The organism is Cochleicola gelatinilyticus (assembly GCF_001637325.1).
GTDB classification, from domain to species: domain Bacteria; phylum Bacteroidota; class Bacteroidia; order Flavobacteriales; family Flavobacteriaceae; genus Cochleicola; species Cochleicola gelatinilyticus.
Genome location: NZ_LRXL01000045.1, coordinates 73,274 through 99,409, shown reverse-complemented (window position 1 = coordinate 99,409; position 26,136 = coordinate 73,274). Strand labels below are relative to the sequence as shown.

General features: G+C 34.6%; 25 protein-coding genes. 14 read left to right on the top strand and 11 right to left on the bottom strand.

Features of this window, described 5'->3' with window-relative positions; all coding sequences use genetic code 11:
* Nucleotides 1–18 precede the first annotated feature (18 nt).
* The 3 genes from ULVI_RS11045 to ULVI_RS11035 all read right to left on the bottom strand — a co-directional run bounded on the left by ULVI_RS11045 (nt 19) and on the right by ULVI_RS11035 (nt 3,471).
* Complete coding sequence (locus tag ULVI_RS11045; RefSeq protein WP_068592788.1) at nt 19–1,485, bottom strand: T9SS type B sorting domain-containing protein; 1,467 nt, start codon at nt 1,483–1,485, stop codon at nt 19–21.
* 98 nt (nt 1,486–1,583) lie between these two features.
* The gene (locus ULVI_RS11040) at nt 1,584–2,894 is read right to left on the bottom strand and encodes a hypothetical protein (RefSeq protein ID WP_082830852.1); all 1,311 of its coding nucleotides are present in this window, start codon (nt 2,892–2,894) and stop codon (nt 1,584–1,586) included.
* 124 nt (nt 2,895–3,018) lie between these two features.
* The gene (locus ULVI_RS11035; protein WP_068592786.1) at nt 3,019–3,471 is read right to left on the bottom strand and encodes a hypothetical protein; all 453 of its coding nucleotides are present in this window, start codon (nt 3,469–3,471) and stop codon (nt 3,019–3,021) included.
* Nucleotides 3,472–3,713: 242 nt separating this feature from the next.
* Here ULVI_RS11035 and ULVI_RS11030 point away from each other — a divergent pair, with 242 nt between their 5' ends.
* Nucleotides 3,714–5,741 (top strand): M13 family metallopeptidase, encoded by a 2,028-nt coding sequence (locus ULVI_RS11030; protein ID WP_068592784.1) that lies wholly within the window; start codon nt 3,714–3,716, stop codon nt 5,739–5,741.
* Between the two features lie 29 nt (nt 5,742–5,770).
* On the opposite strand, the gene ULVI_RS11025 is transcribed toward ULVI_RS11030, so the two are convergent.
* Both ULVI_RS11025 and ULVI_RS11020 read right to left on the bottom strand, forming a co-directional pair.
* The gene (locus tag ULVI_RS11025) at nt 5,771–6,511 is read right to left on the bottom strand and encodes an acyl-CoA desaturase (protein ID WP_068592782.1); all 741 of its coding nucleotides are present in this window, start codon (nt 6,509–6,511) and stop codon (nt 5,771–5,773) included.
* 69 nt (nt 6,512–6,580) lie between these two features.
* The gene (locus ULVI_RS11020; RefSeq protein ID WP_068593099.1) at nt 6,581–7,150 is read right to left on the bottom strand and encodes a Crp/Fnr family transcriptional regulator; all 570 of its coding nucleotides are present in this window, start codon (nt 7,148–7,150) and stop codon (nt 6,581–6,583) included.
* Between the two features lie 194 nt (nt 7,151–7,344).
* Here ULVI_RS11020 and ULVI_RS11015 point away from each other — a divergent pair, with 194 nt between their 5' ends.
* From ULVI_RS11015 to ULVI_RS11000, 4 genes are all read left to right on the top strand, one after another.
* Nucleotides 7,345–7,536 (top strand): cold-shock protein, encoded by a 192-nt coding sequence (locus ULVI_RS11015; RefSeq protein WP_068592780.1) that lies wholly within the window; start codon nt 7,345–7,347, stop codon nt 7,534–7,536.
* Nucleotides 7,537–7,657: 121 nt separating this feature from the next.
* Nucleotides 7,658–8,107, top strand: coding sequence for a KTSC domain-containing protein (locus tag ULVI_RS11010; RefSeq protein WP_068592777.1), 450 nt, complete (start codon nt 7,658–7,660; stop codon nt 8,105–8,107).
* A 45-nt stretch (nt 8,108–8,152) separates the two neighbouring features.
* Complete coding sequence (locus tag ULVI_RS11005; RefSeq protein WP_068592775.1) at nt 8,153–9,502, top strand: DEAD/DEAH box helicase; 1,350 nt, start codon at nt 8,153–8,155, stop codon at nt 9,500–9,502.
* A 10-nt stretch (nt 9,503–9,512) separates the two neighbouring features.
* Entirely contained in the window at nt 9,513–10,823 is a 1,311-nt protein-coding gene (locus ULVI_RS11000) for a DEAD/DEAH box helicase (RefSeq protein WP_068592773.1), read from the top strand.
* Between the two features lie 83 nt (nt 10,824–10,906).
* Here ULVI_RS11000 and ULVI_RS10995 read toward each other — a convergent pair whose 3' ends face one another.
* From ULVI_RS10995 to ULVI_RS10970, 6 genes are all read right to left on the bottom strand, one after another.
* Nucleotides 10,907–11,716, bottom strand: a complete 810-nt coding sequence (locus ULVI_RS10995) for a type 1 glutamine amidotransferase domain-containing protein (RefSeq protein ID WP_197463505.1) — start codon at nt 11,714–11,716, stop codon at nt 10,907–10,909.
* A 24-nt stretch (nt 11,717–11,740) separates the two neighbouring features.
* Entirely contained in the window at nt 11,741–12,373 is a 633-nt protein-coding gene (locus tag ULVI_RS10990; protein WP_068592772.1) for an NAD(P)H-dependent oxidoreductase, read from the bottom strand.
* A gap of 37 nt (nt 12,374–12,410) precedes the next feature.
* The gene (locus tag ULVI_RS10985; RefSeq protein WP_068593097.1) at nt 12,411–12,995 is read right to left on the bottom strand and encodes a TetR/AcrR family transcriptional regulator; all 585 of its coding nucleotides are present in this window, start codon (nt 12,993–12,995) and stop codon (nt 12,411–12,413) included.
* 303 nt (nt 12,996–13,298) lie between these two features.
* Nucleotides 13,299–13,940, bottom strand: coding sequence for a thiamine phosphate synthase (locus ULVI_RS10980; RefSeq protein WP_068592770.1), 642 nt, complete (start codon nt 13,938–13,940; stop codon nt 13,299–13,301).
* A gap of 35 nt (nt 13,941–13,975) precedes the next feature.
* Complete coding sequence (locus ULVI_RS10975) at nt 13,976–14,587, bottom strand: DEAD/DEAH box helicase (protein ID WP_068592768.1); 612 nt, start codon at nt 14,585–14,587, stop codon at nt 13,976–13,978.
* A gap of 45 nt (nt 14,588–14,632) precedes the next feature.
* Entirely contained in the window at nt 14,633–15,202 is a 570-nt protein-coding gene (locus ULVI_RS10970) for a DUF4494 domain-containing protein (RefSeq protein ID WP_068592766.1), read from the bottom strand.
* A gap of 268 nt (nt 15,203–15,470) precedes the next feature.
* Between ULVI_RS10970 and ULVI_RS10965 the strand changes: the two genes are divergently transcribed.
* From ULVI_RS10965 to ULVI_RS10925, 9 genes are all read left to right on the top strand, one after another.
* Nucleotides 15,471–15,941, top strand: coding sequence for a nucleoside deaminase (locus tag ULVI_RS10965; protein WP_068592764.1), 471 nt, complete (start codon nt 15,471–15,473; stop codon nt 15,939–15,941).
* Nucleotides 15,942–16,081: 140 nt separating this feature from the next.
* A complete protein-coding gene (locus ULVI_RS10960; RefSeq protein ID WP_068592762.1) occupies nt 16,082–16,942 on the top strand; it encodes an AraC family transcriptional regulator in 861 nt (286 codons plus the stop codon).
* A gap of 124 nt (nt 16,943–17,066) precedes the next feature.
* On the top strand, nt 17,067–17,912 hold the full coding sequence (locus tag ULVI_RS10955) for an enoyl-CoA hydratase/isomerase family protein (RefSeq protein ID WP_068592760.1): 846 nt from the start codon (nt 17,067–17,069) through the stop codon (nt 17,910–17,912).
* Between the two features lie 28 nt (nt 17,913–17,940).
* Entirely contained in the window at nt 17,941–18,924 is a 984-nt protein-coding gene (locus ULVI_RS10950; protein WP_068592758.1) for a zinc-dependent alcohol dehydrogenase family protein, read from the top strand.
* 176 nt (nt 18,925–19,100) lie between these two features.
* Nucleotides 19,101–20,063, top strand: coding sequence for a 2OG-Fe(II) oxygenase (locus tag ULVI_RS10945; protein ID WP_068592756.1), 963 nt, complete (start codon nt 19,101–19,103; stop codon nt 20,061–20,063).
* Between the two features lie 157 nt (nt 20,064–20,220).
* Nucleotides 20,221–21,018, top strand: coding sequence for an SDR family NAD(P)-dependent oxidoreductase (locus ULVI_RS10940; protein ID WP_068592754.1), 798 nt, complete (start codon nt 20,221–20,223; stop codon nt 21,016–21,018).
* A gap of 616 nt (nt 21,019–21,634) precedes the next feature.
* A complete protein-coding gene (locus ULVI_RS10935; protein ID WP_068592752.1) occupies nt 21,635–21,997 on the top strand; it encodes a BlaI/MecI/CopY family transcriptional regulator in 363 nt (120 codons plus the stop codon).
* An 86-nt stretch (nt 21,998–22,083) separates the two neighbouring features.
* The gene (locus ULVI_RS10930) at nt 22,084–23,706 is read left to right on the top strand and encodes a M56 family metallopeptidase (protein ID WP_241780985.1); all 1,623 of its coding nucleotides are present in this window, start codon (nt 22,084–22,086) and stop codon (nt 23,704–23,706) included.
* On the top strand, nt 23,706–25,718 hold the full coding sequence (locus ULVI_RS10925) for a serine hydrolase domain-containing protein (RefSeq protein ID WP_068592748.1): 2,013 nt from the start codon (nt 23,706–23,708) through the stop codon (nt 25,716–25,718). The genes ULVI_RS10930 and ULVI_RS10925 overlap by 1 nt, the downstream gene beginning before the upstream one ends.
* The last annotated feature ends 418 nt before the right edge of the window (nt 25,719–26,136 follow it).

The window sequence follows — 26,136 nt, the reverse complement described above, 5'->3', positions numbered from 1 at the left end:
TTTGCTAAAATATTTATATCATTTTAATACGGTTATCGAACCTTTAATGGGATCTTTATCGGGTGGAGTAATTATGTAATAAAACACCTGATTTACATCTGAAAAGGGAAGTGGATCTTCGGGCCAGTTGTTCACATAATCGTTTGTGCTAAACACATCTTCACCATTTCGTTTTAGAATAGTGACATTGCTATTAGTACCGCTGGTATACTCAATAGGAATAATCCAGGTGTCATTAATTCCATCTCCATTGGGGCTGATTATATTGGGAATTTTATCAACATTAGGAAACGGGTCTGTAAACTCATCTACTTGAAAAGAGAGCTCTTTGGTAAAAACGCAACCGTCGGTTTGTGTAATTTCTATGCGGTATAATCCAAATTCTGTCACAGTGAATGAGTTCTCAAGAGCACCTGAAATTTCTTCTTCATTTAAAAACCATTTAAACTCTGGAGCTATCGCATTGGTAGTAACTAAAACATCGATTGTCTCTCCAGATTCCAGCAAATTTGTTTCGGGCACATTTATTTCTGCGGTAAAATCACCAGTATTCAAGTCGATACTTCCAGAAGCTTCACAACTGCCAAAAGAGACGATAACTTCGTATAAACCTGATGATTCGGTTTCGTACGTTTGCGATGTCGCTCCAGGGATGATCGTCCCATTTTTAAACCAAGTATAACTGTTCCCGGTAATAGTTTGCAATGTTGTCGGTCCCTCTTGAGAACAAAAAGGATTACCAAGAGAAGATACGATTGTAGCATCGGCGCTTTCTTCGGAAGTAGCTTCTGAAACTGTTACTCGATTTGAAAAAGAATCTGAAGTACAGCTTCCATAATTAGTTTCAGCAAAATATACTCCTGCTTCTGAAACAGCTAAGGTAGGACCTTGACCTATAATTACAGAAGTAGTAGGACCTGTCTCTTTCATCCAGTTAAATGTCAAGGAAGGATATTGTAATGGAGAATCATTATCTCCAGTACCAGGATTATCTATTGACAATAGGTAACTGCCTCCAGGACAAAAAACGGCGGTAGCAGTAAGATCGTTAATAGTAAAAGGACTATCCTGAATCTTATAATATGCCGCAAAGCTATTGGATGATGCACTTACAGCTTCTGGGTGAGTGCTTTTAATTCTAATCTTATATTCCTCACCAGCAGTAAACATGGGTAGGGAGAATGATACATTGGCAGGAGAAGCGGTGATTGCTCCAGGATTTGAGGTAAATACAGTTGTCGCAGTATTAAAACTTCCAGTGGCATCAGAAAGTTCAATGAGAAACTGATTCGAAGTTTCAACACCCGATTCTGGACTAAAAACAAAGCTTGTTGTAAACGAATTAAAAGTATCGTTCGCACATGCTTGTGTGAATTCTAATACAGGCTTACCAATAACAATCTGTGCATGTGTGATTTGAAGATGAAATACACCTAAAAAACAACAGAGCGAAGAGATAAAAGTAAGAAAGGTAGTTTTGGCCATTTGGTTTGCTTTAATGGTTTACCACGATAATTTCTAAGCATCGTTACTTGGGGATGATGCATGTGAGTTTGAGTTTTTGTTAGTTTTTTGAGGGATTCTTATTCTTCATCTTCGTCAGGAAGATTGCTTGCTATAATTTTATTTATTCGTAATCTAAAATCGGGATCGTTTAAATTTTCAACAGAAATAAAGGTTTCATTATCAGACCCATGCGAATAAACATTCTGAAAGCTTCGATTTCCGTACCAATTTTCAAGATCTTCATTATTTGGCTGACCTTCAGTAAAAATATTTCCTCTACAATTATTAAAATACATGTTGCTAAATTCCATGTTGTTCAAGTTTGTATTATTGATCATGATTTTATTATTCATTACAACAGCAGGGTTAAAACCTGAAAAAACACTTTTTTTAATAGAGAAAGTTGCCCCTTTTTTAACGTGCATCGCTTCGCTTACTAATCCCACTTCGATAGCTGCATCTAAGTCATCGCTAATTGTAAGTAGGGTTATATTTTTTGCTTCAAGATGTGTATGTTTTTTTGTAGGATCGACATCATCATCTTTGTTAGTAGAAGCTAGGTATAAGCTACTAGCTCCTCCTGAGGCGGTATAATAGGGAGATTTAATTGCTAAAGAATTGGTAAGGTAAGATTGAGCTCCATTATGAAACACGAAATCATTTCTTTTAGAGCGAAAAGATACCGTTTGAGATAGTATCGCATTGCCACCCATAACATAGTACGAACTACCTTCACAATAGCTAATCATAATATTTTCTAGAATAGTTTCACTTCCTACTCCGGCTAAAGTGAGTCCATTAAAATATCCATATTTTTTAGTTCTTTTTCCAGCATACTCTATACGTACATATTTTAAAATTCCAGAATTACTCTCGGTATCACAGCCTCCATATTGAAGTGTTTCGGAAGGTTTTAATCCATAATCTAAGTCCCAGATAGTGCCCGTCTTATTAGTAGGAGCATCTCCTAAAATAAAAATTCCACCCCAATCACCAGGTTTCTTTACACTTTTGTTTGAAGAAAAGACAATAGGATCTGTTTGTGTTCCTTCAGCAATTATTTTTGAACCGCTAGTGATGATTAATGCTCCTTTTGATTTATAATCTCCAAGAATTACTGTGCCGGGTTCTATAATTAATTGGGTGCTATCGGTAACAAAGACATTTCCGAGTAAGAGGTAGGTTTCTTTCTTAAGTAAGGTGGTGTTTTTATTAATTGTTCCAGAAAGAATTTGTGTTGGTTTATTGTAATTAATGTCACCGGAATTAAATTCAGTCCAAAGACTTAGCCAATTATCAACACCAAAAATGCCCTTTTCTTGTTGAGAATAAATGGATCCCGATAAAAATAGAAAAGTGAGTAGGATAAGGGGTCTTTTAATAAACATGGGGATAGTTTTGTTAAATTTATACTTTAATTATGAATAAAAGTAATCATAAAATCGACAACGTGCAAATTTATGCGATTAAATACATTATTTGTGATGACTTGGCTAGTAAATAGCTAAACCATTAATTGAAATCATTGTACGTATGTAGCCCTTTTAAGGTTTCTTCGTAAAAAAGTATGGCAGAAATTAAATTTGTTTTATCGGAATAGGGAAGAACAATTTTTTGAAACTCGATGGTATTATCAAAATAGATGTCTGTGGCTTCAAGGTTATCTTTTAAAGCTCTCCGATTATCCTTTGTATTTGGAATCCCCAAAGAAGTCATAGTTACATTTGGATGCGTTGCAAATGCGATGTTAGGAAGAATTTTTATTATAATCTCGATGCGCCGGTTATATAAATCAAGTAACTGTCCTTTTTGCAATTTTTCAAGCTCTTCTCGATCATGGTATTTTTTTATGGTAACATCTCCATTAATAATGTATTGAGCATCATCTTTTTTTTGAGCATAAGTAATGCTCGATCCTAAAAATAAAATGATAAAAAGTACTGTTAAGTTCGTTGTAGTAGACATAATAACTATTTTTTAGTTCGGGGGTAATATGCTTTTAAGGTTCAATAATACGATTAAATTCGTTTAAAAGCAAATAACATCGTTTAAATGTAAATGTAGGTTTGTTTTAACTCTCTCTGAAACTTTAAAATGAATGTTAACTATGTAAAAGTGGCGGAGGGAACGTTCTAATTTGAAAAATTGTAATTGAAACTTCTAAAAGTATATAATGACTATATTTGAGAAACTATAAAACTATGAATATGAGAAATTTATCCTACATAATTGTTATCTGTTCCTTTATTTTAGGTTGCAACGAACAACATAAATCCGAAGTTGAATCTAACCCTATAGCTCATCAAGTGGTTTTTGATGGAATTACAGATTCTATAAGTCCTGGAGATGATTTTTTCAATCACGTAAATAAAATTTGGTTTGAGAATACCCCAATCGCAGACGATCAAGTGGGAGTAGGTGCATACCGCTTCTTGAATATTCCTCAGCAGCAACTATTACAAAATATTCTCAATGATGTTTCAGCAGGTAGTCATCAAGAAGGCAGTATAGAACAGCAAGTCGGAGATTTTTACGCTTCTGGAATGGATACATTAAAGATTAATGAGCGAGGAAAAGCTCCTTTAATGCCTATTTTACAACAGATAGAAGCAATAGACAATACTGCTACAATGTTAAATTTTGTTGCTAAGCAAATCACTTCTGGAGATTATTCCATATTTGCTCCTAGGATATCTCCCGACCAAGAAAATAGTTCCATTAATATATTACACTTTTCTCAAGCGGGATTAGGGCTACCAGATCGTGATTATTATTTTAGTGAAGGTACCTCAGTTAAAGAAATTCAAGAGGCATATAAGCAGTATTTAAGTAATGTATTTGAATTAATCGGAGAAGAAAATACATTAAAGAAGGCAAATACAGTATATGCAATAGAATCTGCACTTGCAAAATCGCACAAAACGAGAATAGAACGTCGTATTGTAAAAGAGAATTACAACAAATTTTCAATACAAGATTTACATACAACACAACCGAATATAGATTGGCACACACTATTAGATAAAATGGGTGCTGATGTAGATTCTATTGATATACGACAACCTGTATATTATAAAACGTTAAATTCTATGCTTAACACAACACCTTTAGAAGATTGGAAACTTTACTTAAAGGCTCATTCTATAAGATCTCATGATGCGATTTTAAGTTCCTCATTTCAAGAAGCAGCTTTTGAATATGAAAAAATTCTTTCTGGTCAATCTGAACAACAAGATCGAGCGAAACTAATGACACGTAAAGTAGATAGGCAGTTGGGTTTTGCGTTAGGACAATTGTATGTAAAACGTTATTTTAACGAAGATGCGAAGGACAGAGCGTTGGCATTGGTTACAAATTTTCAGAAAACACTCGAACAACGAATTAGTAACTTAGATTGGATGAGTGATAGTACTAAGGTTAAAGCTATAGATAAATTATATGCCATTAACAAGAAAATTGGATATCCAGATGTATGGCGTACGTATAATGTTGAAATAGATCGGGATAAGTTTTTTGAAAATGTCGTTGCTTTGCGAAAGGATGAATATCAATACGAATTATCCCAATTAAACCAACCCCCAAATAGAAACGAGTGGCATACCACACCATCTACCGTTACTGCCTATTATAATCCATCTTTAAACGAGATAGTTTTTCCTGCAGGGATTCTTCAAGCCCCTTACTTTGATTTATACGCCGATGATGCAGTTAATTATGGGGGTATTGGAATGGTAATAGGTCATGAATTTACTCATGCTTTCGATGACCAAGGTGCACAGTATGATAAAAATGGAAATGTGTCAAACTGGTGGACCGAAACTGACTATAAAATGTTCGAAGCAAAAACAAAACAAATTATAAATCAATATAGTCAGTTTACTGTATTAGATAGCGTGTATTTAAAAGGAGCTTTAACGGTAGGTGAGAATACCGCTGACAATGGTGGTATCGCCATCGCATACGATGCATTTAAAATGACAGATCAAGGAAAAGATAGCACTAAGATAGGAGGGTATACTCCAGATCAACGATTCTTTTTGTCGATCGCAAGAATTTGGCGAGTTAAAATGCGTGAAGAATTTTTGCGAAATTATGTCACTACAGATTCACACTCTCCACCAATATGGCGCGTTAATGGTCCTCTAATGAATTTCACCCCTTTTTATGATGCTTTTCAAGTTACAGAAGGACAAAAAAATTATAAGCCAAAAGAAGAACGAATTAAAATTTGGTAGATCCCGAAGTTAGTTCTTTCAAGACAACATTATTTTCGAATTCTAACAGGCTTCAATTTAATAAGCCCAAATGCGTCTAGTATTTTGATAATTACATAAGTAAGATCTACTTCATACCATTTTACTCCAAAATTAGCTCTGCTAGCGTATTTATGATGATTGTTATGATACCCTTCGCCCATCATTAGAAAATCGAAGCGAAAGAGGTTTTTACTAGTGTTTTTAACATTATAGTTTACATATCCATAAATATGTCCAAACCAATTTATAATGACACCATGTATGGGAGCCATAAATAGGGTAACGGGTAAAAGTAGCCATTGCCACCAAGTGGTCGCAAAACATACAAAGAATAAAATATAAAGACTTCCCCATACTATTCGAGAAAAACGAGAACTTGCAAACGTATCGAAACTCGACCATTGGGGAACATTTTTCGTAAAACGTGCATCGATAGCAATGCGTTGTTGATTAATATCCTGATAAATGGTTTTTGTTTTCCACATCATGGCAAATAAATTGGGATCATGAGAAGGGGAGTGTGGGTCGTCTTCTGTATCTGTAAAAGCATGGTGCATACGGTGCATGATTCCATACCCATAGGCGCTTAGATAACTAGAGCCTTGAAAAATCCACGTTAAAACGAAGGTAATACGTTCCATGGTCTTGGACATGGTAAAAACTTGATGCGCTGCATACCGATGTAAAAAAAAAGATTGAAAGAACAAACCTCCGTACCAAAGTACTAACACAAAAATTACAACTGCCATAGCTTTTTTTTACAAAGATATAGGGTGGTTTCGAGTGAAACAATGAACCTAAATCAAGAAAAAAAATCGTTATAGCCGTTTTCTAATTCTACTTAATGCCTGTGCAGTTACGCCAATATAGGAACTAATATATTTTAAAGGAATTACTTTTAAAAGTTCGGGACGTTCTTTAAATAATTTTACATACCGTTGTTCTGCACTAAGGTTTAAAAGGTTTTGTTCTCGTTTCGATTTTAATAGAAATAACCGCTCTGCAGTAAGTCTACCTATTAAATTACCTATTTGAGTTTTTTTATATACCGCTTGAAGATCTTCATAAGTGATACTTAAAAGCGTGGTTTCGGTGAGAGCTTGTAATTGATATGCAGAGGGTTCTTGAGTTAAAAAAGAATCGTAGGCACTAATGAATTGATTTTTAAAACTAAAACCAAAAGTTATTTCTTTATCGGGGTCTTCCTTCGGAATAAACAAACGTACCACACCAGATTCAATAAATGAGATAGTGTTTTCAATCTCATCTAATTTTAAAAATACATCCTTCTTCGGAATAACCCGTCGTTGTAATTTAGACATAAAGAAATTCCAATCTACTTCAGATATGGAAGCCATTTGATCTAAATACGCTTTAATTTGTTCCACCTTGTGTATCGAATAATTAAAAAAATAAAGATACGTATTCGGGTAATTATACAAAGTAATTTTCCCTTCTATCTGAAACGCAAAAAAACAAATAATCACATTTTTTAATAATAAATGAGATAATTCGCTGTAATCTAATTTAATGGCACCATCTTTGCCAAGTAACAAGTATTAATAAATTAAATTACATTACAATGAGTAAAGGAACAGTAAAATTTTTCAACGACACTAAAGGTTTTGGATTCATCACTGAAGAAGGAGTTGAAAAAGACCACTTTGTACACATTTCTGGATTAGTCGATGAGATTAGAGAAGGCGATGAAGTAACATTTGACCTTCAGGAAGGTAACAAAGGATTAAACGCAGTAAACGTAAAAGTGAACTAAATATATTCTTATATTTTCTATTAAAGCCTACCCGAAACGGTAGGCTTTTTTTATTACGCGAATATTTAAAAGAAATTCCATTTAAAAGAAGTAGTTTCGCGCCAAATTAAACCCCCTCAGTATGAAGCGTATCAACGAGTACAAGAAATTATTTGGAGTAGAAAAAGAAGTAGATCTCAAACTTCTAAAAAAAAGCTATCGTGATTTAGTAAAACAATGGCATCCAGATAAATTTCAAGATGGCGATGCATTGCAACAAGAAGCAGAATTACAAAGTAGAAAGATTATAGATGGCTATCATTTTTTAGTAAGTATAGCTCCAGAAACCAAAGAAAAAAACCTTCCAGAGTATACAGAAACTATTACAAATTCGGCCATTGCAGATTATCAACATAAAGGACTTCTGCTTGAAATCACATTTACCGATGGTAGCACTTACGAATATTTCGGAGTTACAAAGCCCGTTTTTCAAAAAATGATCAACGCTGGAAATTTAAACCGCTTTGCAAAACGAAGTATTTATCCAAAATATACGTACCGAAAATCAAAACGAACTCTACAGGAGGCATAGTTTTCAAAAAAGATTATAATTTTTAGTACATAAATTTACACACGTATGGGAACTACATTTTTAGAGTTAGGAATAGACAAGAAATTCGTAACTGCATTACACAATTTGGCAATAAAGAATCCTACCGAAATCCAACAAAAAGTTATTCCGGTACTTTTAAAACAAAAAGAAGATGTAGTAGCCTTAGCTAAAACAGGAACTGGTAAAACAGCTGCTTTTGGATTACCATTGCTTCAATTAGTTGATGTTAAAAACTCAGACATTCAAGTAGTAATTTTAGTACCTACCAGAGAACTTGGGCAACAAATCTTCACAAATTTAAATGATTTTGCGTCCCATATACCAGAAATTTCTATAGCATCTATTTGTGGTGGTATTCCTATAAAACCTCAAATAGAACGGCTTCAACAACCTACACATATTATAGTTGCCACTCCAGGTCGTCTTATAGATCTAATTCAACGAAAAGCTGTTTCTATCACTAACACCTCATATCTTGTACTCGATGAGGCTGACGAAATGGTAACCGCTTTAAAAGATGGATTAGATACAATCACTAAAGGTCTTCCGAAGAAGAGAAGAACGTTTTTGTTTACAGCAACGCTATCAGGTGCAGTAAAACAACTCGTTCAAAATTACATGTCGAAACAAGTAGTGCACCTTGAAGCCGATATGGAAACCTTAGGACATCAAGGCATCGACCATAAATACGTTGTAGTAAAACCAATCGAAAAGCTTGATGTATTAATGCATTTTCTAAATACACGACAGGGCGAGCGAGGAATTATATTCTGTAAAACAAAAGCAGCCGTTAATAAATTAGCAAAAAAATTAGCAATCAATAAATTTTCTTCTGGAGCACTACACGGAAGTTTGTCGCAGGGGATTAGAGATCGAATTATGGAACAGTTTCGGGAAAGCCATATTAATATATTGGTTGCCACAGATCTTGCCGCTAGAGGAATCGATGTAAAAGAGATTACCTATGTGGTTCAATACCATTTACCCGACACGTACGATGCGTATGTTCACCGAAGTGGACGAACTGCAAGAGCAGGAGCAAAGGGGCTTTCATTAAGTGTAATACAAGAGGAAGAAGTGACAGATATTCCAGATCTTGAAGAGGAATTAGGAATTGTTATTTCTGAAATGAAAAAGGCAGATGAAGCAGCAATCGAAGAAAATAATACAATTCTTTGGGCACGCAAAGTCTTTAAAACCAAACCCAATAAAGTAATTTCTGAAGATTTTAAAACCACCATTAAAACAATCTTTCACCATTTAACCAAAGAAGAACTTATAGATAAGTTAATCGCAGACCAATTACATCAGGCGGCCGACGCTCAGCATACAGTCGTAGTTTCAAAAAAGAAGAAAAAGAAGTCTAACAAATAGTATTTTCAGTATGGGAAATTCATTAAAATCACAAAAGGAGATTCTTGCCAAATTAGGAATCGAACGTTTAAATGAAATGCAGGAGGAAGCATTACTAGCGATTTCTTCTACCCCAAATACCATACTTCTATCTCCCACAGGAACAGGAAAAACAGTAGCGTTTTTAGTTCCCTTGCTTCAGTTACTCGATAATGATAACGAGCGAGTACAATTGTTAATCCTAGTACCATCACGGGAGCTAGCAATCCAAATAGAGCAAGTTATTCGTGAAATGGGTACTGGCTTTAAAGCCAATGCAGTGTATGGCGGCAGACCCTTTTCAAAAGATAAAATTGAATTGGCACATACGCCCGCAATCATCATTGGAACTCCAGGTCGGGTATCCGATCACTTACGACGTGAAATGTTTTCAGTTGCCTCCCTAAAAACTATTGTTCTCGATGAATTTGATAAATCGCTGGAAGTTGGTTTTGAAACTGAAATGCGTGAAATTATAGCACACCTTCCCAATATTGAAAAACGCGTTTTAACCTCTGCCACACAAGGACTGGAGATCCCTGAATTTGTACAGTTACAAAATCCATTAGTGATCGATTATCTAGGATCTCAAACTAATCACTTAGCCATTAAAAAAGTAATTGCTTCGGAAAAAGATAAATTAAAAACACTTGTAGCACTACTGAAGCATATAGGCAACGAACCGGGAATTATCTTCTGTAATTTTAAAAACACCATCGATTTTGTAAGTACCAATTTAACTGAAAATGAAATTCCTCACGGTTGTTTTTACGGAGGATTAGAACAGATCGATAGGGAACGAGCGCTTATTAAATTTAGAAACGGAACGCATCAAGTTCTTATTGCAACAGATCTTGCAGCACGTGGTTTAGATATTCCAGAACTAAATTTCATCATTCATTATCAGTTACCACTTAAAGCTGAAGAATTTACCCATCGCAATGGTAGAACGGCTCGAATGAATGCCAAAGGAACTGCCTATGTATTGCAGTGGGAAGAAGAAACTACCCCCGATTTTATTACTACTTCCGAAGTAATCACACTTCAGGATAAACAAACTACTATTCAATCTAAATGGGCGACCTTGTTTGTTTCTGGAGGTAGAAAAGATAAAATATCGAAAGGGGATCTCGCCGGACTGTTTTTTAAACAAGGAAATTTAGAACGCAATGAACTTGGCGTAATCGAATTAAAACAAGATTGTGCGTTTGTTGCGGTTCCAAAAAGTAAAGTAGAAAGCATTATCAAGCTCACAAACAATACTCGATTAAAAAAGAAAAAGGTACGCGTAAGCCTTTTATAAAGTATCCTTTTGTAAGATCAAATATCTTTAATACAAAAAAGGTTGCCTTTATAGACAACCTTTTTTGTATTAAAGGAATAAGATTAGTTGTTTAAACTTTCAATTAGCTTTTCGGCAACTAACTCTGATGATGCAGGGTTTTGTCCAGTAATTAAATTTCCATCTTGAATCGCATACGCAGCCCAATCATCTTTTTTAGAATAAATTCCACCGTTCTTTGTCAGCATGTCTTCAACTAAAAAAGGGACTACATTAGTTAGTTGCACCGCATCTTCTTCAGTATTCGTAAAACCAGTTACTTTTTTCCCTTGTACCAAAGGATTTCCGTCTGCCGATTTTACATTCTTTAATGCTGCAGGAGCATGACACACAAAAGCAATTGGCTTCTCTTGACTATTAAATTTTTCTATGAGTGCAATCGAAGTAGCGTCGGTCGCCAAATCCCATAACGGACCGTGACCTCCAGGGTAAAATACAGCATCGAAATCGTCAGCATTAATTGTTGATAATTTCTCTGTATTGGCAATTAATTTTTGAGCTTTATCGTCTTTATCAAAACGCTCTGTTGCTTCAGTAGCAGCATCTGGCGCATCACTACTTGGATCGATGGGTGCTGCTCCTCCTTTTGGAGTTGCTATTGTAATGTTGGCACCTTTATCGAGTAAAGTATAATATGGATTAGCAAATTCTTCTACCCAAAATCCTGTTTTTTTTCCTGTATCTCCTAACTTATCATGAGATGTTAATACAAATAGTACGTTCATTTCTTTTTCTATTTTTGATTTATTTATTTCTTCTGAAACTTTTTCAGAAGATACTTTGTTTGTAGTGTCTTTACAACTTATACCTAATACAATGGTAAAAGTTAGTGCCACTATTTTAATGAAGTTCATAGTTAATTAATATAGTATTCTCTATTATTCAATAACCGTTACAAGATCTTGCATAGGTTTTCTAACTTTCACTAAGTTTACCAACCAATCTTCATCTTCTTTTCTATATCCTAAAGGAAGCAATACGGCACTTCGCAATCCTTTTTCACGTAATCCTAAAATTTCATCTACGGCAGTAGGGTCGAATCCTTCTAAGGGAGTAGCATCTACACCTTCGAAAGCGGCTGCAGTTATCGCTTGTGAAAATGCAATATAGGCTTGCTTTGCGGCATGATTAAAATTCTCTTCTGCATCTTTCTGTGGATAGGAATTTAGAAGCATCTGTCGGTAATTTTCCCAACCTTCATTTTTAAAACCACGAATCTCGTTAGTGAGATCGAACATATAATTAATTCTTTCTGCTGTGTAAGTATCCCAAGCTGCGAAAACAAGGAGGTGAGAAGAGTCTGTAATCACAGATTGGTTCCAAGCAACTGGTTTTATTTTCTCTTTAACTTCTTGATTTTTAATAACTATGATCTCGAAAGGTTGTAATCCACTTGAAGTGGGAGCCAATCGCGCAGCTTCTAAAATACGCTCGATTTTGTCTTCCGATACCTTCTCGCCATTCATGGCTTTAGCGGCGTATCTCCAATTTAATTTATCCAGTAATTCCATACTATACATTTAATTTATTTAAGTATTCAGTTTTAATTTAATGACAAACTTTTATACTGCTCCATGCAGATTGATAAGCTTCTTCTATGTGTGTTTGATCCAGTTGAAACGAACCTCTTTTTTGAACAATCATTAAGAACGAAAGCGGATTAATTGCATAGGCATACAGAATATAATCTGATATGGGTTTTATAAGCCCCTCTTTCTTTCCTCGTGCCCAAAGGTCGAGTAGGGGCTGTAGATGCTTTATTCCTTCCTGTCTGCTCTCTTCATCGATCACTGGGGTATTATCACATTGCGCTAAGAACATCGCATCTTCACATTCGTTTAATTTAAATTCGGCAATGCGCTTCCAGATCACTTCAAAACCTTTTTCGACATTCATATCTTCGGTATAGGTTGCAAAAGCAAACCTCGTATATCTTTCTTTAACTTCGATATATGTCTTGTTTACCAGATCCTGTTTATTTTCAAAGTACAAATAGATGGTTGCAGGTGATACATTAGCCATTTTAGCGATCTTGCTCATTGGCGTAGCGTGAAAACCATTATTATTCACCAATTCTATAGTGGCCTTAATAAGAGCATTTCGTTTATCGATACTTTTTTGAAGCTTCGCCATAATCTTTAAATCTGATACAAAGATACACAAAAAATGAACGTTCATTCTTTTTTTAACAAAGGTTTATTAACAACACTTTACTCTATAAAAGCAGGGATAAAGAATGCAATATTACTATGTAGGTATGTAGTGGTAACCTATCGAATATTTTACAACAACTTATGTATAGCTATATTACTAGTGATATCATTATTAAGAGTTGTGAGTTTTAAAATCTTGTCTCGACGATATAAGAATACGGCATTATTACCAACATAAAATGCAGTTAGTAATTTTGCAGCGCAGAACCTTTTAAAAAACTACTTAAAACGTATGCCGTTGTTCTGCAGTTACAGAAGCATTTAATAATTCATTAAAGGTGCGTATTGAATTAAAATTTTTTGAAATAGCTTCAGAAACGGCGACTCCAGAGATCCCTGTTGCTAAAATGGCAGTAACATCTTCCGTAGTAATTCCACCTACACCTAATACGGGAGTTTCCGTTTGTAATACATCCATAATAGCAGTATAACCGGAAAGACCTAATACCGTTGATGGAACATCCTCTTTAGTAGTGGTTGCTCGAAAAGGCCCCAAGCTAATATAATCCACATCCTTTTTCAGTAAGGTTTCGCAGTCTTGTAAGGTATGGGCTGTTCCACCAATAATCTGCCAAGAATACAATTCGGGTCTTGCAGTAGTAGGGCAGGGGTCACTAATTCCTAAATGAACACCATCTGCCTTAACTGCTTTCGCTATTTTATACGAATCGTTAATGAGTAATCGGGTCTGAAAATGCGCTGTGATCTCCCTGGCGGTGTGTGCGGCTTTTAAAAATTTCTTTTCTGAAACATTTTTTAATCGCAATTGCACCAATTCTGCTCCCGACGTACATGCCTTCTGAATAGCATCGAGATGATCCTTAATAGAAGTTCCCTGAGAAATGTAGTGTAGTTTAGGTATCATGGTACTTTGTTTAAATGATTTTGGCACTTCTGAAACTACACCGAAATGGTTTTAGCGTATTCCATAAAATACGATTCGAACCGCATTAATTTTGGGTGCATCTTCTCTGCATAAAGCACGTACTGACTTTTCTGAACACTCTGTGTAATCGACATTAAAGCCGCATAAGCCGATTTCTGAATAAGGAATTCTGCATCATCGATACTAAAGATCTTTAACTTAGCGGTATTTACACCATTTAATAAAAACAATTTATTCATCGATTTTGGGGTGGTAATAAGAATGTCGATTCCTTCAAATATCTCCGATTTTTGAACATCTACATGCAGTTCTTCATATCCTACATACACACGTAATGAGTTGTATTTTGTGAATTTTAAGAACGCATCGTACATCTCCATAGCGCGTTCTTTATGTTCGACCAATACAATCGCTCTTGGTGCGTTTCCTACAGCTTCACATTTTAATTTCTGAAGCGTTGTTACAATTAGTGTTGTTGTTTTTCCACTTCCTTTGGGAGCGATACAATACACATTGGCACCACTTTTTATTACAGGAATGCTTTTTTTCTGAAACGCAGTAGGGGTTTCAATGTTCTGCTGTTCGAGCGTCTCTAGTATTTCGGGGTGTAATTTTTTAAATGGCATATGCAAATATACGACCTGACATCTTAATATATGGAAGGTGACGTCTTAAACTGAAGGTTCGGTCGCTTCAGAAAGTGCGTCTGCCATTTCAAGCTTCTCGTCCATTCCTGTAGTAACAGGTACCGAATCTTTTAAACGGCTAAATTCCTCCAAGCGTTCCAGATCATCTTCATCGCCCGAAAAATAAGGGAAAACATCCATTATAGGAGATTCAGAAATAGCAGGAATGGTAAAGTCTCCCATGGTATCTTTCATCACTTCCATCGTATTCTCGAAAGCTTCTTTTACATCGTTTGCTTGCACCAATAAGTACTGATTTGCTTTGCGCTCTTTACCGCTTTCTTCATCGAAAGCAATTAACGAAATACGAGATTTAAACCAGCGGTCTGAATTCTCAAACGGATGAATTTCAGCATAATTCGCCACTTTAATGTTGGTGATCTTTATTTCATCACTATCGGCTAAATACGCTGCCATTTCTTGCGTAATTCTACTTTCCGCTTCGGTATATGAAATAGCATCTACCAAAAAAGGCTCTGTTGCTATTTTCTGTTTACCAGTAGTTTGATCTAATTTTCTATATTTTACTTTGCACTCATACCATATTGCACTCATATCGTTTCTTTTTTTGGGAGGGCAAATATAACAGTTCGTAGCAGCTAACAGTCTTAAAAATGTGCTTTAATATTCACAAAATATTTAGCGAATTGTCATCGCTTTTAGTGTGAGTAGGTTAGGGGAATAAAAAAATAATGAAGTATTACATATTGGTAAGCGTTATATTTATAGGATTGGTTACCTACTTTTAAAAATGAGCTACAAATAGTGTTACGTACACCATTTCAAAAACGGAACATCCTTATATTTGTAACAAAAGAGCGTTATGAGTACTAAGAAATTTATGATTGAAGCTGTAAATGCAGCGTTAAAAGGAATGCAAAACAACGAAGGAGGTCCTTTTGGATGTGTGATTGTAAAAGACGGAAAAATCGTTGGCAAAGGAAACAACAAAGTGACTTCTACCAACGACCCAACAGCACACGCGGAAGTGACCGCAATTAGAGATGCGTGTAAAAACTTAGATTCTTTTCAGTTAGACGGTTGTACCATTTACACCTCTTGTGAGCCGTGCCCCATGTGTCTAGGCGCTATATACTGGGCGAGACCCGATAAGGTATATTATGGAAGCAGTCAGGAAGACGCAGCAAATATAGGATTCGACGATGCATTTATCTATGAGGAAATTCCGTTGCCATACGACAAACGGAGCATTCCCTTTGAGCAACTAGCTCCCGAAATCGCCATTAAACCTTTTCAAGAGTGGACAAAGAAGGAAGATAAAACGGTGTACTAGTTCTATCAAAAATATAAGCATCATTCGAATGTGTAGCTGATTTTTGTGTTGCGATTGAAGAAAGAATCAAATTGTGCTTAATGGACTTAGTAATAGAAGCATATTTGTTAGCTTAAATTTTCTTTACATATATTTATCCTGTGCCAAGAACTATTATAGAAAATATCGTAATTCAGAAGTATAAAAACGAAACGTTTTTCACGTTTTGTAAATACACTACCATTCGATTTTTTGAAATTGTTTACATCGAAAAAGGCAATGGAACCATAAAAATTAATGGTAAAACGGTGCCTTATTCAGATGATAGTATTTTTGTATTCATTCCTGACGATATTTATATTCTACAAGCTGAAACAGCAACAACAGTCACAGCTATTAAATTTTTAAAGAGCTTTTTTAGAAATACATCGTCTCAGAATACAACCCTTCCTGTCAACGATTGGTTTCGCAAAATTGAAGAAATCTTAAATAGTGAAAGCCATCAATTACGCGAAATGCAATTTGAGACAGCTTCAGATAAAGCGCATTTAGTCTCTTTAGCTAACATGGTAGCAATAGAATATTCAAATAAGCAATCCAATGATATTTTTATAATTCAAAATTCATTGTCTGTAATTCTTCATTTAATTGCTAGAAATATTCAGTATATGAATGCTGATACGATTAAAGAGGTGAAATCTTCCAAAATCCAGCAGATCATCAACTTTATTCACGCTAACATTTACAATTCAGAATTGTTGACCACAAAAAACTTGGCAGAAGAGTTTCATATGGCAGACAATTACATAAGTGAGTACTTTAAAAAACATACCGATGTTCCTTTAAAAAAGTACATACTTAACTATAAATTAAAATTGGTAGAAACCCGATTAAAATATACCGACTTGCAGTTTTCTGAAATAGCAATTGAACTAGGTTTCACAGATTCTAGTCATCTTAACAAAACTTTTCAAAGCTATAAAGGCATGACCATTGGTGCCTATAAGGCAAGTATTTCTTGAAAGAATACCATTTACCTTCTTTTTTACTAAAACCACTTTGTTTTTTACTTATCCAAAGCTTGAGTGCCTAGGTACCTTTGTCCTGTAATTATAACAGAACAACAATAACCTAAAACTCAATAGTATGGACTACAAGAATTTTCAAACATTTTCGGCAGAACAAAAAGGAGGAATTTTAACAGTGACTATAAACTTTGGTCCCGTAAACGTGCAAGGGCAAGAAATGCTAGCAGATTTAAGCAGTTTGTGTTTACGATTAGAACGCGATAGAAGTGTGAAAGTAGTGGTTTTTGAATCTTCGAATCCAGGATATTGGGTCTGTCATTACGATACCAATTTGCTTAGAGATATGTCTACTGAAGCGGTGCCAAGAAATGAGATGCAGCTATTAGACTTACAGTCTGTTTTAGAACGATTAAGCAATGTACCACAAGCAACCATCGCTAAAATTGAAGGTTTTGCCCGAGGTGGCGGACACGAAATGGCATTAGCATTAGACATGCGTTTTGCCGCAAGAGGAAAAGCCAAATTTATGCAAATGGAAGTAGGAATGGGGATTTTGCCATGTGGAGGAGGAGCTTCACGTATGGCAAGACAAACCGGATTAGGAAAGGCATTAGAAATTATTTTAAGTGCCAGAGATTGGGACGCAGATGAGGCAGAAAAATTCGGAACTATTAATAAGGCTTTAGATGCAGATGAGATCGGATCTTATGTCGATGCTTTAGCAGAACGTATCTCTAAATTTCCGGCAGACTCTATTGCTGCTTGTAAACGTGCGGTGTATGCGTCTATAGACTTACCAATTAAAGAGGCTTTAAAAGAAGAAGCATACCAATTGTTTCAAGCAACAAGCAGAACTCCTGCAATAAATAGATTCACCTATGCAGATGAAAATGGGGCTCAATTTGAACATGACAACCAAAAGAACTGGGAGCAAATGGTAATGGATATTCAAGAAGTAAATTAAGAATTATAAATAAAAAAGAAGATTAGATATGAAAGCAATGTTATTAAACAGATATGGAGAAAATGCAACATTTACGGCTACTGAAACTGAAAAACCAGCAGTAAAAGCAAATCACGTATTGGTAAATATAGCTGCATCTAGTGTAAATACCATAGACACTATGATTAAGAAAATGGGAAGCGATTTACCTTTATCACCTGAGACACCAGCCTTATTAGGAATGGATTTCTCAGGAACTGTAGAATCTGTTGGCGATGAAGTAGAAGGTTTTAAAGTAGGCGATGAAGTGTATGGTTGTGCAGGTGGATTAACAGATTTACCAGGAACATTAACTGAGTATATCGTAGCAGATAGCAACCTTGTAGCACACAAACCAAAAGGGTTAACCATGCGCGAGACTGCAGCCTTACCATTGGTGGCAATTACGGCCTTAGAAGGTTTAACTAGAGCAGGTGTAAAAGTGGGCCAAAAAGTATTGGTACACGGAGGTTCTGGTGGTGTTGGTCACATAGCTGTACAACTAGCTAAATACTTTGGAGCAGAAGTTTACGCAACAGGTACAGGTGACAGTCAAAAAGTTATCGTTGAAAAATTTGGAGCAACCTTTATCGATTTTAAAACTGAAAAAGTAGCCGAATATACTGCGAAATATACCGATGGTGGTTTTGATGTGGTTTTCGATACCGTTGGTGGTGCAAACTTGAACAATTCTATCGAAGCAATTGCCTTAAACGGACACATTTCCACTACAGTTTCATTATGTGAGTTAGATTTAACTCCGCTACACTTTAAAGGTGCATCATTACACGTAGTGTTTATGTTGATACCGATGTTACACAATTTTAAAAGAGATATACACGGAGACATTTTAGAGCGTTTAGCCGAAATTTCTAACGAAGGACATTTAACTCCTATACTAGATGAAAAAACTTTTTCGTTAGAAGAAGTTGGTGACGCTTATGCACATTTACAAAGCGGAAAAGCCATTGGTAAAATAGTAATTGAAAACTAAAAGTAATAAGGGTTTACAAAATATACTTAAATTGATTAGTAGCGTTAGATGCCTCTTTTTAGAGGCATTTTTCATTTGTTAAAAAGAAAACCTTTTTTTTACTAAAACCACCATTTTTACTACCAAAGGCAAACAGGGGTTCCTGCTTAATTTTGTTATAGTTAAAAATAGATATTATGAAAACCTTAGAACATACAAATGCACTTGCAGCAGCGCGTTCACTAACGTTACCGTCACGCGAAGCATCGCTAAATCGTGAAATCTCAGTCTCACAATTTTGGAATACTAACCGAAAAATACTTGAAGATGCGTGGGTAGAATGGGAAATTGAAAACAAAAACAATTTGCTAACTCCTGATGAAACACTACTAGATCCTCGATTGAGAAAAGCAATAAAAGACGCCTGGGAAAACCCAGAAAAAGAAACTGCTGTGTCCGATTTATGGGAAGAAATTATACCTGGTGTGTATGCTGCACAGTTTTTTGATGTAGACCGCTTAGCAGATTTCCGCAACTATTTAGAAGCTGTTGCAAACTCAAGAGTGCCAAAACGTGCACCTTACGGTATACAGTTAAACCGTTATGGAATGATGCTCGATCCACGCTCAGAAGGACATTTGGCTGCTCCTAATTTTCAAGCATTTTACAACGACATAATGGACAGGTATATGCGTCCGATAGCACGTTTATTATTAGGTACGTATGGATACGACAATCAAACATTTGGTTTCTCAATACAATACAATCCAGATAAAGACAAAGATTTACACGCGCATACCGATGCTTCAGCAGCTACTTTGAATATTAATATTAACTTGCCCGGTGAAAAATTTACAGGATCGGAAGTTGATTTCTATGATAAAGTTTCAGGAAAAACGGTACAAACTACTTTTAAACCCGGTAAAGCAATCATTCATAGAGGTAATGTGCCACACGCAACACACCCAATTACTAGCGGACAACGAAATAACTTAGTTGTGTGGCTGTATGGAGACCGTATGCAAATACCTCACGGTAATACGAGTAGTTATAAAAGTGCAAACAATTCGACAGCCTCAGTTGTTTCAGTAGAAAATAGTACTGCTCGTCAGCGTTGGAGTTTGCCAGATGGTCCTAAAGATACTATTGCGCCGTTTTAATTAAATTTCAGTAAAATTATCACGTCTGTTGGTGTGATTTTGAAGCAGGAAAAATTGTGTCGAGAATAGTAAATAGTGAAACGTATCGACACAAATTTCATTTATTACGATGGTAAAACTCATTCGAAGTGACGCAAATAATTAAAAGCAAAACAAAATGAATAAATATATATTAATCACAGGAAGTACAGATGGTATTGGAAAATTAACAGCTTTAAAACTAGCAAAAGAAGGGCATTACGTATATGTACATGGTAGAAGCGAAGCAAAGATAAATGCTGTTGTTTCTGAGATAAAAGAAGCTTCAAATAATATGAATGTGAAAGGGTTGGTTGCCGATTTTTCTGACTTAAATGCTGTAAAAGAACTCGCAGAACAACTAAATAAAGAAGTGCCTCAATTAGATGTTCTAATCAACAATGCAGGAATATATAAAACCAAAGATACTTTCGCGAAAAACGGATTAGATTATAGAATCGTCGTCAACTACGTAGCACCTTATATTTTAACGGAACGTATAAGTTCTTTATTAGAAAAAGGGAACAACACGCGTATTGTAAATTTAAGTTCGGCAGCACAATCTACTGTTCAAAAAGATGTGTTAACTGGTGATGCTACTGTAAATTCTAATGAAAGCTACGCTCAAAGTAAGCTGGCCTTAACTATGTGGTCTTTTAGATTTGCTGAAAAACATCCTACTATTACTACTATTGCAGTAAATCCTGGGTCATTATTAAATACGAAAATGGCAAACGAAGCATATGGACAACATTGGTCACCTGCAGAAAAAGGTGTGGATATTTTATATGACTTAGCGTTATCTAAAATTTATAACAATAATTCTGGGCACTATTATGATAACGATAAAGGCAGTTTCTCCAAGGCACATCCTGATGCTTACAGTCAAGAGAAAATCAATAGTTTATTATACTTTACTGAAAAGATAATTAAATAGTTTAAAATACAGACCTCTTAAGAATTTGGTCAAAACAATAGGGGAGTGAGCGTGTATATTTTTGGGGTTGAGCAATACAATTCCTTAAAGGCTCTAGTTAACATTCTGCTTTATAGGAAAATTAATAAGTTCCAATATTTCCTAAAATATAGCGAATGGCTCCAGCGGACTGCTGAAAACAAATGCTTCTAAAATATACTACATACTATTACAACATATAATGCCATTAAGATTGAAGAATCACGATGACGCAACCGCCAGCGCACCAACTCGCCGCCAAAACCAATCATCCACCGGATCATTGCTTTATGTCACGTGTACTATAATGTTCTGCGTTATGTAACTTTGCTTAGGTAAAAGCGAAATTTTATCTACAGTTTCTTAAAAAATTTATTCTGAAAAGTTTCTTCTACAATGTTAATGACATCGAGTTTACGAAATGCATGAACTCCACTAAAACAATGATACCCTTGTGAATAAACACTTTTTATGCGACGACGTAGGAGGAAGCGTAATATGTGTGAAATGAATAATTTAACTATTATTAAACAAAAACTAACCAATTAGTTGTGTAACTAATCAATTAGTTATATGTTTGCCTCAGAAAATTAAAGAGATGCAAAAATTAGCAAAAAGAGAAGAACAAATTATGCAAGCTTTTTGGAAGTTGGAAAAAGCTTTTGTAAAAGAAATTATAGACGAACTTCCAGAACCCAAGCCACATTACAATTCTGTATCTACAATGGTAAGAATATTGGAAGAAAAAGGTTTTTTAGCACATAATTCTTTTGGGAAAACACATCAATATTATCCTGTTGTTTTAAAGGAGCAATATCAAAAAACTATTGTCAGCGATGTGGTAGGTAAATATTTTGAAAATTCATATTCAAAAATGATTTCATTTTTCGCTAAAGAAGAAAATATAGATGAAAAAGAACTACAACAAATCATCAATCAAATTAAAAACAGAAAGAAATGATACCTTATCTTTTACATAGTACCATACTACTTTCGGTACTCTACGTATTCTACTTGCTGGTATTACGAAAAGAAACTTTTTACAAATTGAATAGAATAATCCTATTAGGAATTATAATAGCAAGTACCACATTACCTTTTTTAAGAGTTCCGCAACAACTTTCTATTAATAAAGAATTAAGCAATAAGGTTACATTATTTAACTGGAAGAGCGATGCTAATTCGATAGTTACTGTACCAACAAAAGAAAATAGGGAAGAGACAGAAGCAACAAGTCTTATACCTGAAAATGATACAACTACATATTCACTTTCTCAAATTTTATGGTATGCTTATTTTGGTGGAATTGCTTTGTTTTTTATTGGATTTTTGATTCAGTTTCTATTACTACTGTATAAAAAAAGCAGGTTAGAATCCATTAAAGATGGGGCCATTAAGATTTATGAACTTACAGATAATAGTCCGCCTTTTTCATTTTATAAATGGATTTTTATAAACCCAACATTGTATAATAATGATACTTACGAGCAAATCATTGCTCACGAGAAAGTACATATCAATCAATACCATTCTATAGATATGCTAATTGCAGAACTAGGAATTATCATTTTCTGGTTTAATCCTTTAATGTGGTCGTTAAAAAAGAGTATTTCTAATAATCTAGAATTTTTAACAGATAACGAGCTAATAATGGTAGGAGTAGAGCCGGAAAGTTATCAAATGAGCCTGCTCAAAGTTTCTGTACCGCAACATCCTTTAAATTTTACAACAAATTATAATCAATCAATCTTACAAAAACGAATAACTATGATGAATTCAAAAAAATCTTCTGCGCAATCAAGCTGGAAGTACTTGGTTTTAGTACCTATGTTACTATTATCGGTTTCTATTTTAAATGCGACCTATTTGCCTACAAATAATACTTTAGGTTCAGATACCCTTTCAACTGCAACAGAGAATAAAATCCATAGGGAAATCATAACAAAAGAGTTAAAATTTTCAAATAAATCAAAAAATAATGTTTTATCCATTAGCAATATTACAGGTGCTATTCATATACAAGCTTTTGATGGTGACGTTGTGAAAATTGAAATTGAAAAAGTCATTTCAGCCACTTCTGATAAAGAATTGCAAAGAGGTATTGACGAAATAAATATCCTAACAACAGAAGATAATAATGGTCAATTTGTGTATTTAGATTCGCCTCAAGCCAAGTATAATAAGCTAAACAATGAATTATCGTTTCAAAATGATTGTAATGGCAAGCCTTGTTTTGATTATACCTTTCAAATGCACTATACCATTAAAGTTCCTCAAGGTATTAACCTGAATTTAAGGACTGTAAATGGAGGTGATATTTTAGTGAAAGATGTTAATACTAATACTATTATGGTAAACCATATAAGCGGTTCTATTAATTTGGAAAATGTATCTGGTGCAACAAATGCTTATACAATAAGTGGAGGAATTAAAGCGTCTTATGCCGAAAACCCGACACAAAGTTCAACCTTTACCACCACAAGCGGACACATAGAATTAGCTCTTCAAAACGATTTAGATGCAAACATTTCCTATGAGATTCAAGATGGTAAAGTCATTTCAGAATTTGACTCACAAAAAACAAACAAGCATAGTCTAAAAATTGGTAAAGCCAACGTTGATTATAACTTCAAAATTTTAAGCGGAAACGTTTATCTAAACAAAAACTAATGACACTATTTAAATTTTTATTAGGGTTGTGCTTTCTTGCACTAACCCAAACTACATACGCTCATAACGGAAAAATAGCATTCGCCATTCATGTAAACAATATTACCATAGATGGCAATTTAAATGATTGGCCTACAAACATTTCGACATTTTCAGTTAAAGAAGTCGTTGCTAATCCTCTAGATGGCAAAAATGATTTTAATGCCCAAATAAATTTAGGCTATAACATTAAGGCGCAATCACTTTATTTTAATATTGAAATAATGGACGATGTTTATTCTAAAAAAGATTTTATCGACATTTACATCAATGCTGCACATATACCTAATGCACCAAGTATGATTGTTTTTTCTATTGAAAATGATGCTCTAAAAATGGTAAAGCATACTTCAGCAAAAGACCCTATACATCAGTTTTTGACTTTAGATGATTTTGAGTATAAAATTATAAAAAAAGAAGGTAAATACTTTTTTGAAGGTCGTCTGTTTTTAGGTAAATATATTCAAGAAAACACATCAATAGGGGTTGATTTTATGTTTGGTGATGTGGATACCAATCAAGATCAAACGACCTATATCAATTGGGATTTGGGTTATGGAAATGGATTTAATAAAGAATATAATTCAGGTCAATTAGGTGATGTGGTTTTAACAGCACCAAAAACCACATTTGGACAACTTGAAGGTTTTATAGGTTGGAAAAATGAAATAGAACAGCCCTTGCCCAAAAAGGTTCGTATTACTTCAGTTATAAATAATAAATTATATGTTGATGCAAGTATAGATTCGCTTAATCGCTATAATTTAAAATTACCTTCAGGTAACTATTATGTAACATTTGCTGAAAGACTAACAAACCCTTTAGCTGGTGATGGGTATTTTAATCAAAAACAAATTAAAGAAACCAATGCAGTTAACATAATTATTAAATCGAACATGGAAACCAAAGCAGGCGCATTACAATTAGATATAGTTGAGCCACCAATTGACAAATTTAAAAGTAAAGGTGTTCTTTATAATTTCAATGATGCTTCCAAAGCCGATGTGGATGCCTTTATTGAAGCCCATATGGATTATTATTTAATTCCTGGCGTTTCTTTGGGTTTAATCAATAACGGTAAGCTTGTTTATCATAAAAATTATGGTGTGCAGAGTATGCTCACTAAAAAGAAAATTGAAGATGATAACGTTTTTCAAGCAGCATCAGTAACCAAAGCCGTTTTTGCTTTTGTGGTTAACAGATTAGCAGATAGAGATGTTATTGATTTAGATACGCCTTTATATACCTTACTACCATTTAAAAATATTGAACATATTGAAGATTATAAATTAATAACTGCTCGTATGGTGTTGTCTCATCAATCTGGATTACCTAATTGGGCTTGGGGAGGACCATCAGGTTGGAAAAAAGGGAGACAAACAGAATTGCTTTTCAAACCAGGAACAGCGTATGGTTATTCTGGTGAAGCCTTCCAGTATCTTCATAGGGTAGTTGAGAAAGTTACAGGAAAAGACATTCTTACATTAATTCAGGAAGAAGTTATCGAGCCATTACAAATGCAACCCTTGTATTTTAAAGGGAATGACAAATTAAAAATGGTACAAGGTCATTTAGCCGGAAATCCGACCTATTGGGATATGGCATTAGAACCTGGTGTTGCTCATAGTATGCTCACAGAAGCAAAGACTTTTTCAGAGTTTGTAGCGGCATTGAGTAACAGGAAAGGACTATCTGAAGAGCAATACGATGCTATGTTCAAGAGAATTGTAAAAGCAAAAGGGTTTGAATCACCAAATAACTCATATTGGGATTTAGGATTGGGATTAGGGTTTTTCGTAGAAGATACACATCACGGAAAAGCCATAATGCACGGTGGCAGTAATTGGGACTTTCAAAGCGAATTTGTTTTGTTTACAGAAAAGAAAATGGGATTTGTTATATTCACTAATAGCAATACAGGTCATAAATTGAGTCAAGAATTAGAAGCCTTTCTTATGAGAGGTAAAAATTAGAATTACCATTTAATTTAAGACTTTTGAAGTTCAGTTTGGCCTCATAAAATTTTGGTAAAACAATAAGGAGAAATGAGCGTGTATATTTTAGGGGTTTAGCAAAACCGTTTTTTAAGAGTTACAATTATAAAAGGGATTTCAAAGCAGTCTTAATAAGTTCTAATGTTTCCTAAAATATAGCGAATAAGCCGTTAATTGTTTCCAAAATTATATGCAGCCTTGAATTTTTGTTTCTTTTGTTTCAAGACAAAAGATAATGAATCATTAAAAAAAGGATTAATTGAACTTCTAAAGTTAACAAGTGCATAGAAATTATCTCGCTGAGTAATTTTATGCTCTTGTGGCAAGCTTACGAGAATCGTCTAAAATTTTTTATTACGTACATTTTATCGAATACGCGATTTTTAATAAGAGTAAA

What these genes read in the sequence shown, in the direction of transcription:
- ULVI_RS10970 (WP_068592766.1), bottom strand. Translation starts at nt 15,202, where the DNA reads ATGAGTGCAATATGGTATGAGTGCAAAGTAAAATATAGAAAATTAGAT.
- ULVI_RS10950 (WP_068592758.1), top strand. Translation starts at nt 17,941, where the DNA reads ATGAAAGCAATGTTATTAAACAGATATGGAGAAAATGCAACATTTACG.
- ULVI_RS11035 (WP_068592786.1), bottom strand. Translation starts at nt 3,471, where the DNA reads ATGTCTACTACAACGAACTTAACAGTACTTTTTATCATTTTATTTTTA.
- ULVI_RS10965 (WP_068592764.1), top strand. Translation starts at nt 15,471, where the DNA reads ATGAGTACTAAGAAATTTATGATTGAAGCTGTAAATGCAGCGTTAAAA.
- ULVI_RS10995 (WP_197463505.1), bottom strand. Translation starts at nt 11,716, where the DNA reads ATGAACTTCATTAAAATAGTGGCACTAACTTTTACCATTGTATTAGGT.
- ULVI_RS11030 (WP_068592784.1), top strand. Translation starts at nt 3,714, where the DNA reads ATGAGAAATTTATCCTACATAATTGTTATCTGTTCCTTTATTTTAGGT.
- ULVI_RS11040 (WP_082830852.1), bottom strand. Translation starts at nt 2,894, where the DNA reads ATGTTTATTAAAAGACCCCTTATCCTACTCACTTTTCTATTTTTATCG.
- ULVI_RS10980 (WP_068592770.1), bottom strand. Translation starts at nt 13,940, where the DNA reads ATGATACCTAAACTACACTACATTTCTCAGGGAACTTCTATTAAGGAT.
- ULVI_RS10975 (WP_068592768.1), bottom strand. Translation starts at nt 14,587, where the DNA reads ATGCCATTTAAAAAATTACACCCCGAAATACTAGAGACGCTCGAACAG.
- ULVI_RS11010 (WP_068592777.1), top strand. Translation starts at nt 7,658, where the DNA reads ATGAAGCGTATCAACGAGTACAAGAAATTATTTGGAGTAGAAAAAGAA.
- ULVI_RS10935 (WP_068592752.1), top strand. Translation starts at nt 21,635, where the DNA reads ATGCAAAAATTAGCAAAAAGAGAAGAACAAATTATGCAAGCTTTTTGG.
- ULVI_RS11005 (WP_068592775.1), top strand. Translation starts at nt 8,153, where the DNA reads ATGGGAACTACATTTTTAGAGTTAGGAATAGACAAGAAATTCGTAACT.
- ULVI_RS11025 (WP_068592782.1), bottom strand. Translation starts at nt 6,511, where the DNA reads ATGGCAGTTGTAATTTTTGTGTTAGTACTTTGGTACGGAGGTTTGTTC.
- ULVI_RS10990 (WP_068592772.1), bottom strand. Translation starts at nt 12,373, where the DNA reads ATGGAATTACTGGATAAATTAAATTGGAGATACGCCGCTAAAGCCATG.
- ULVI_RS10955 (WP_068592760.1), top strand. Translation starts at nt 17,067, where the DNA reads ATGGACTACAAGAATTTTCAAACATTTTCGGCAGAACAAAAAGGAGGA.
- ULVI_RS11000 (WP_068592773.1), top strand. Translation starts at nt 9,513, where the DNA reads ATGGGAAATTCATTAAAATCACAAAAGGAGATTCTTGCCAAATTAGGA.
- ULVI_RS10985 (WP_068593097.1), bottom strand. Translation starts at nt 12,995, where the DNA reads ATGGCGAAGCTTCAAAAAAGTATCGATAAACGAAATGCTCTTATTAAG.
- ULVI_RS11045 (WP_068592788.1), bottom strand. Translation starts at nt 1,485, where the DNA reads ATGGCCAAAACTACCTTTCTTACTTTTATCTCTTCGCTCTGTTGTTTT.
- ULVI_RS11015 (WP_068592780.1), top strand. Translation starts at nt 7,345, where the DNA reads ATGAGTAAAGGAACAGTAAAATTTTTCAACGACACTAAAGGTTTTGGA.
- ULVI_RS10945 (WP_068592756.1), top strand. Translation starts at nt 19,101, where the DNA reads ATGAAAACCTTAGAACATACAAATGCACTTGCAGCAGCGCGTTCACTA.
- ULVI_RS10940 (WP_068592754.1), top strand. Translation starts at nt 20,221, where the DNA reads ATGAATAAATATATATTAATCACAGGAAGTACAGATGGTATTGGAAAA.
- ULVI_RS10925 (WP_068592748.1), top strand. Translation starts at nt 23,706, where the DNA reads ATGACACTATTTAAATTTTTATTAGGGTTGTGCTTTCTTGCACTAACC.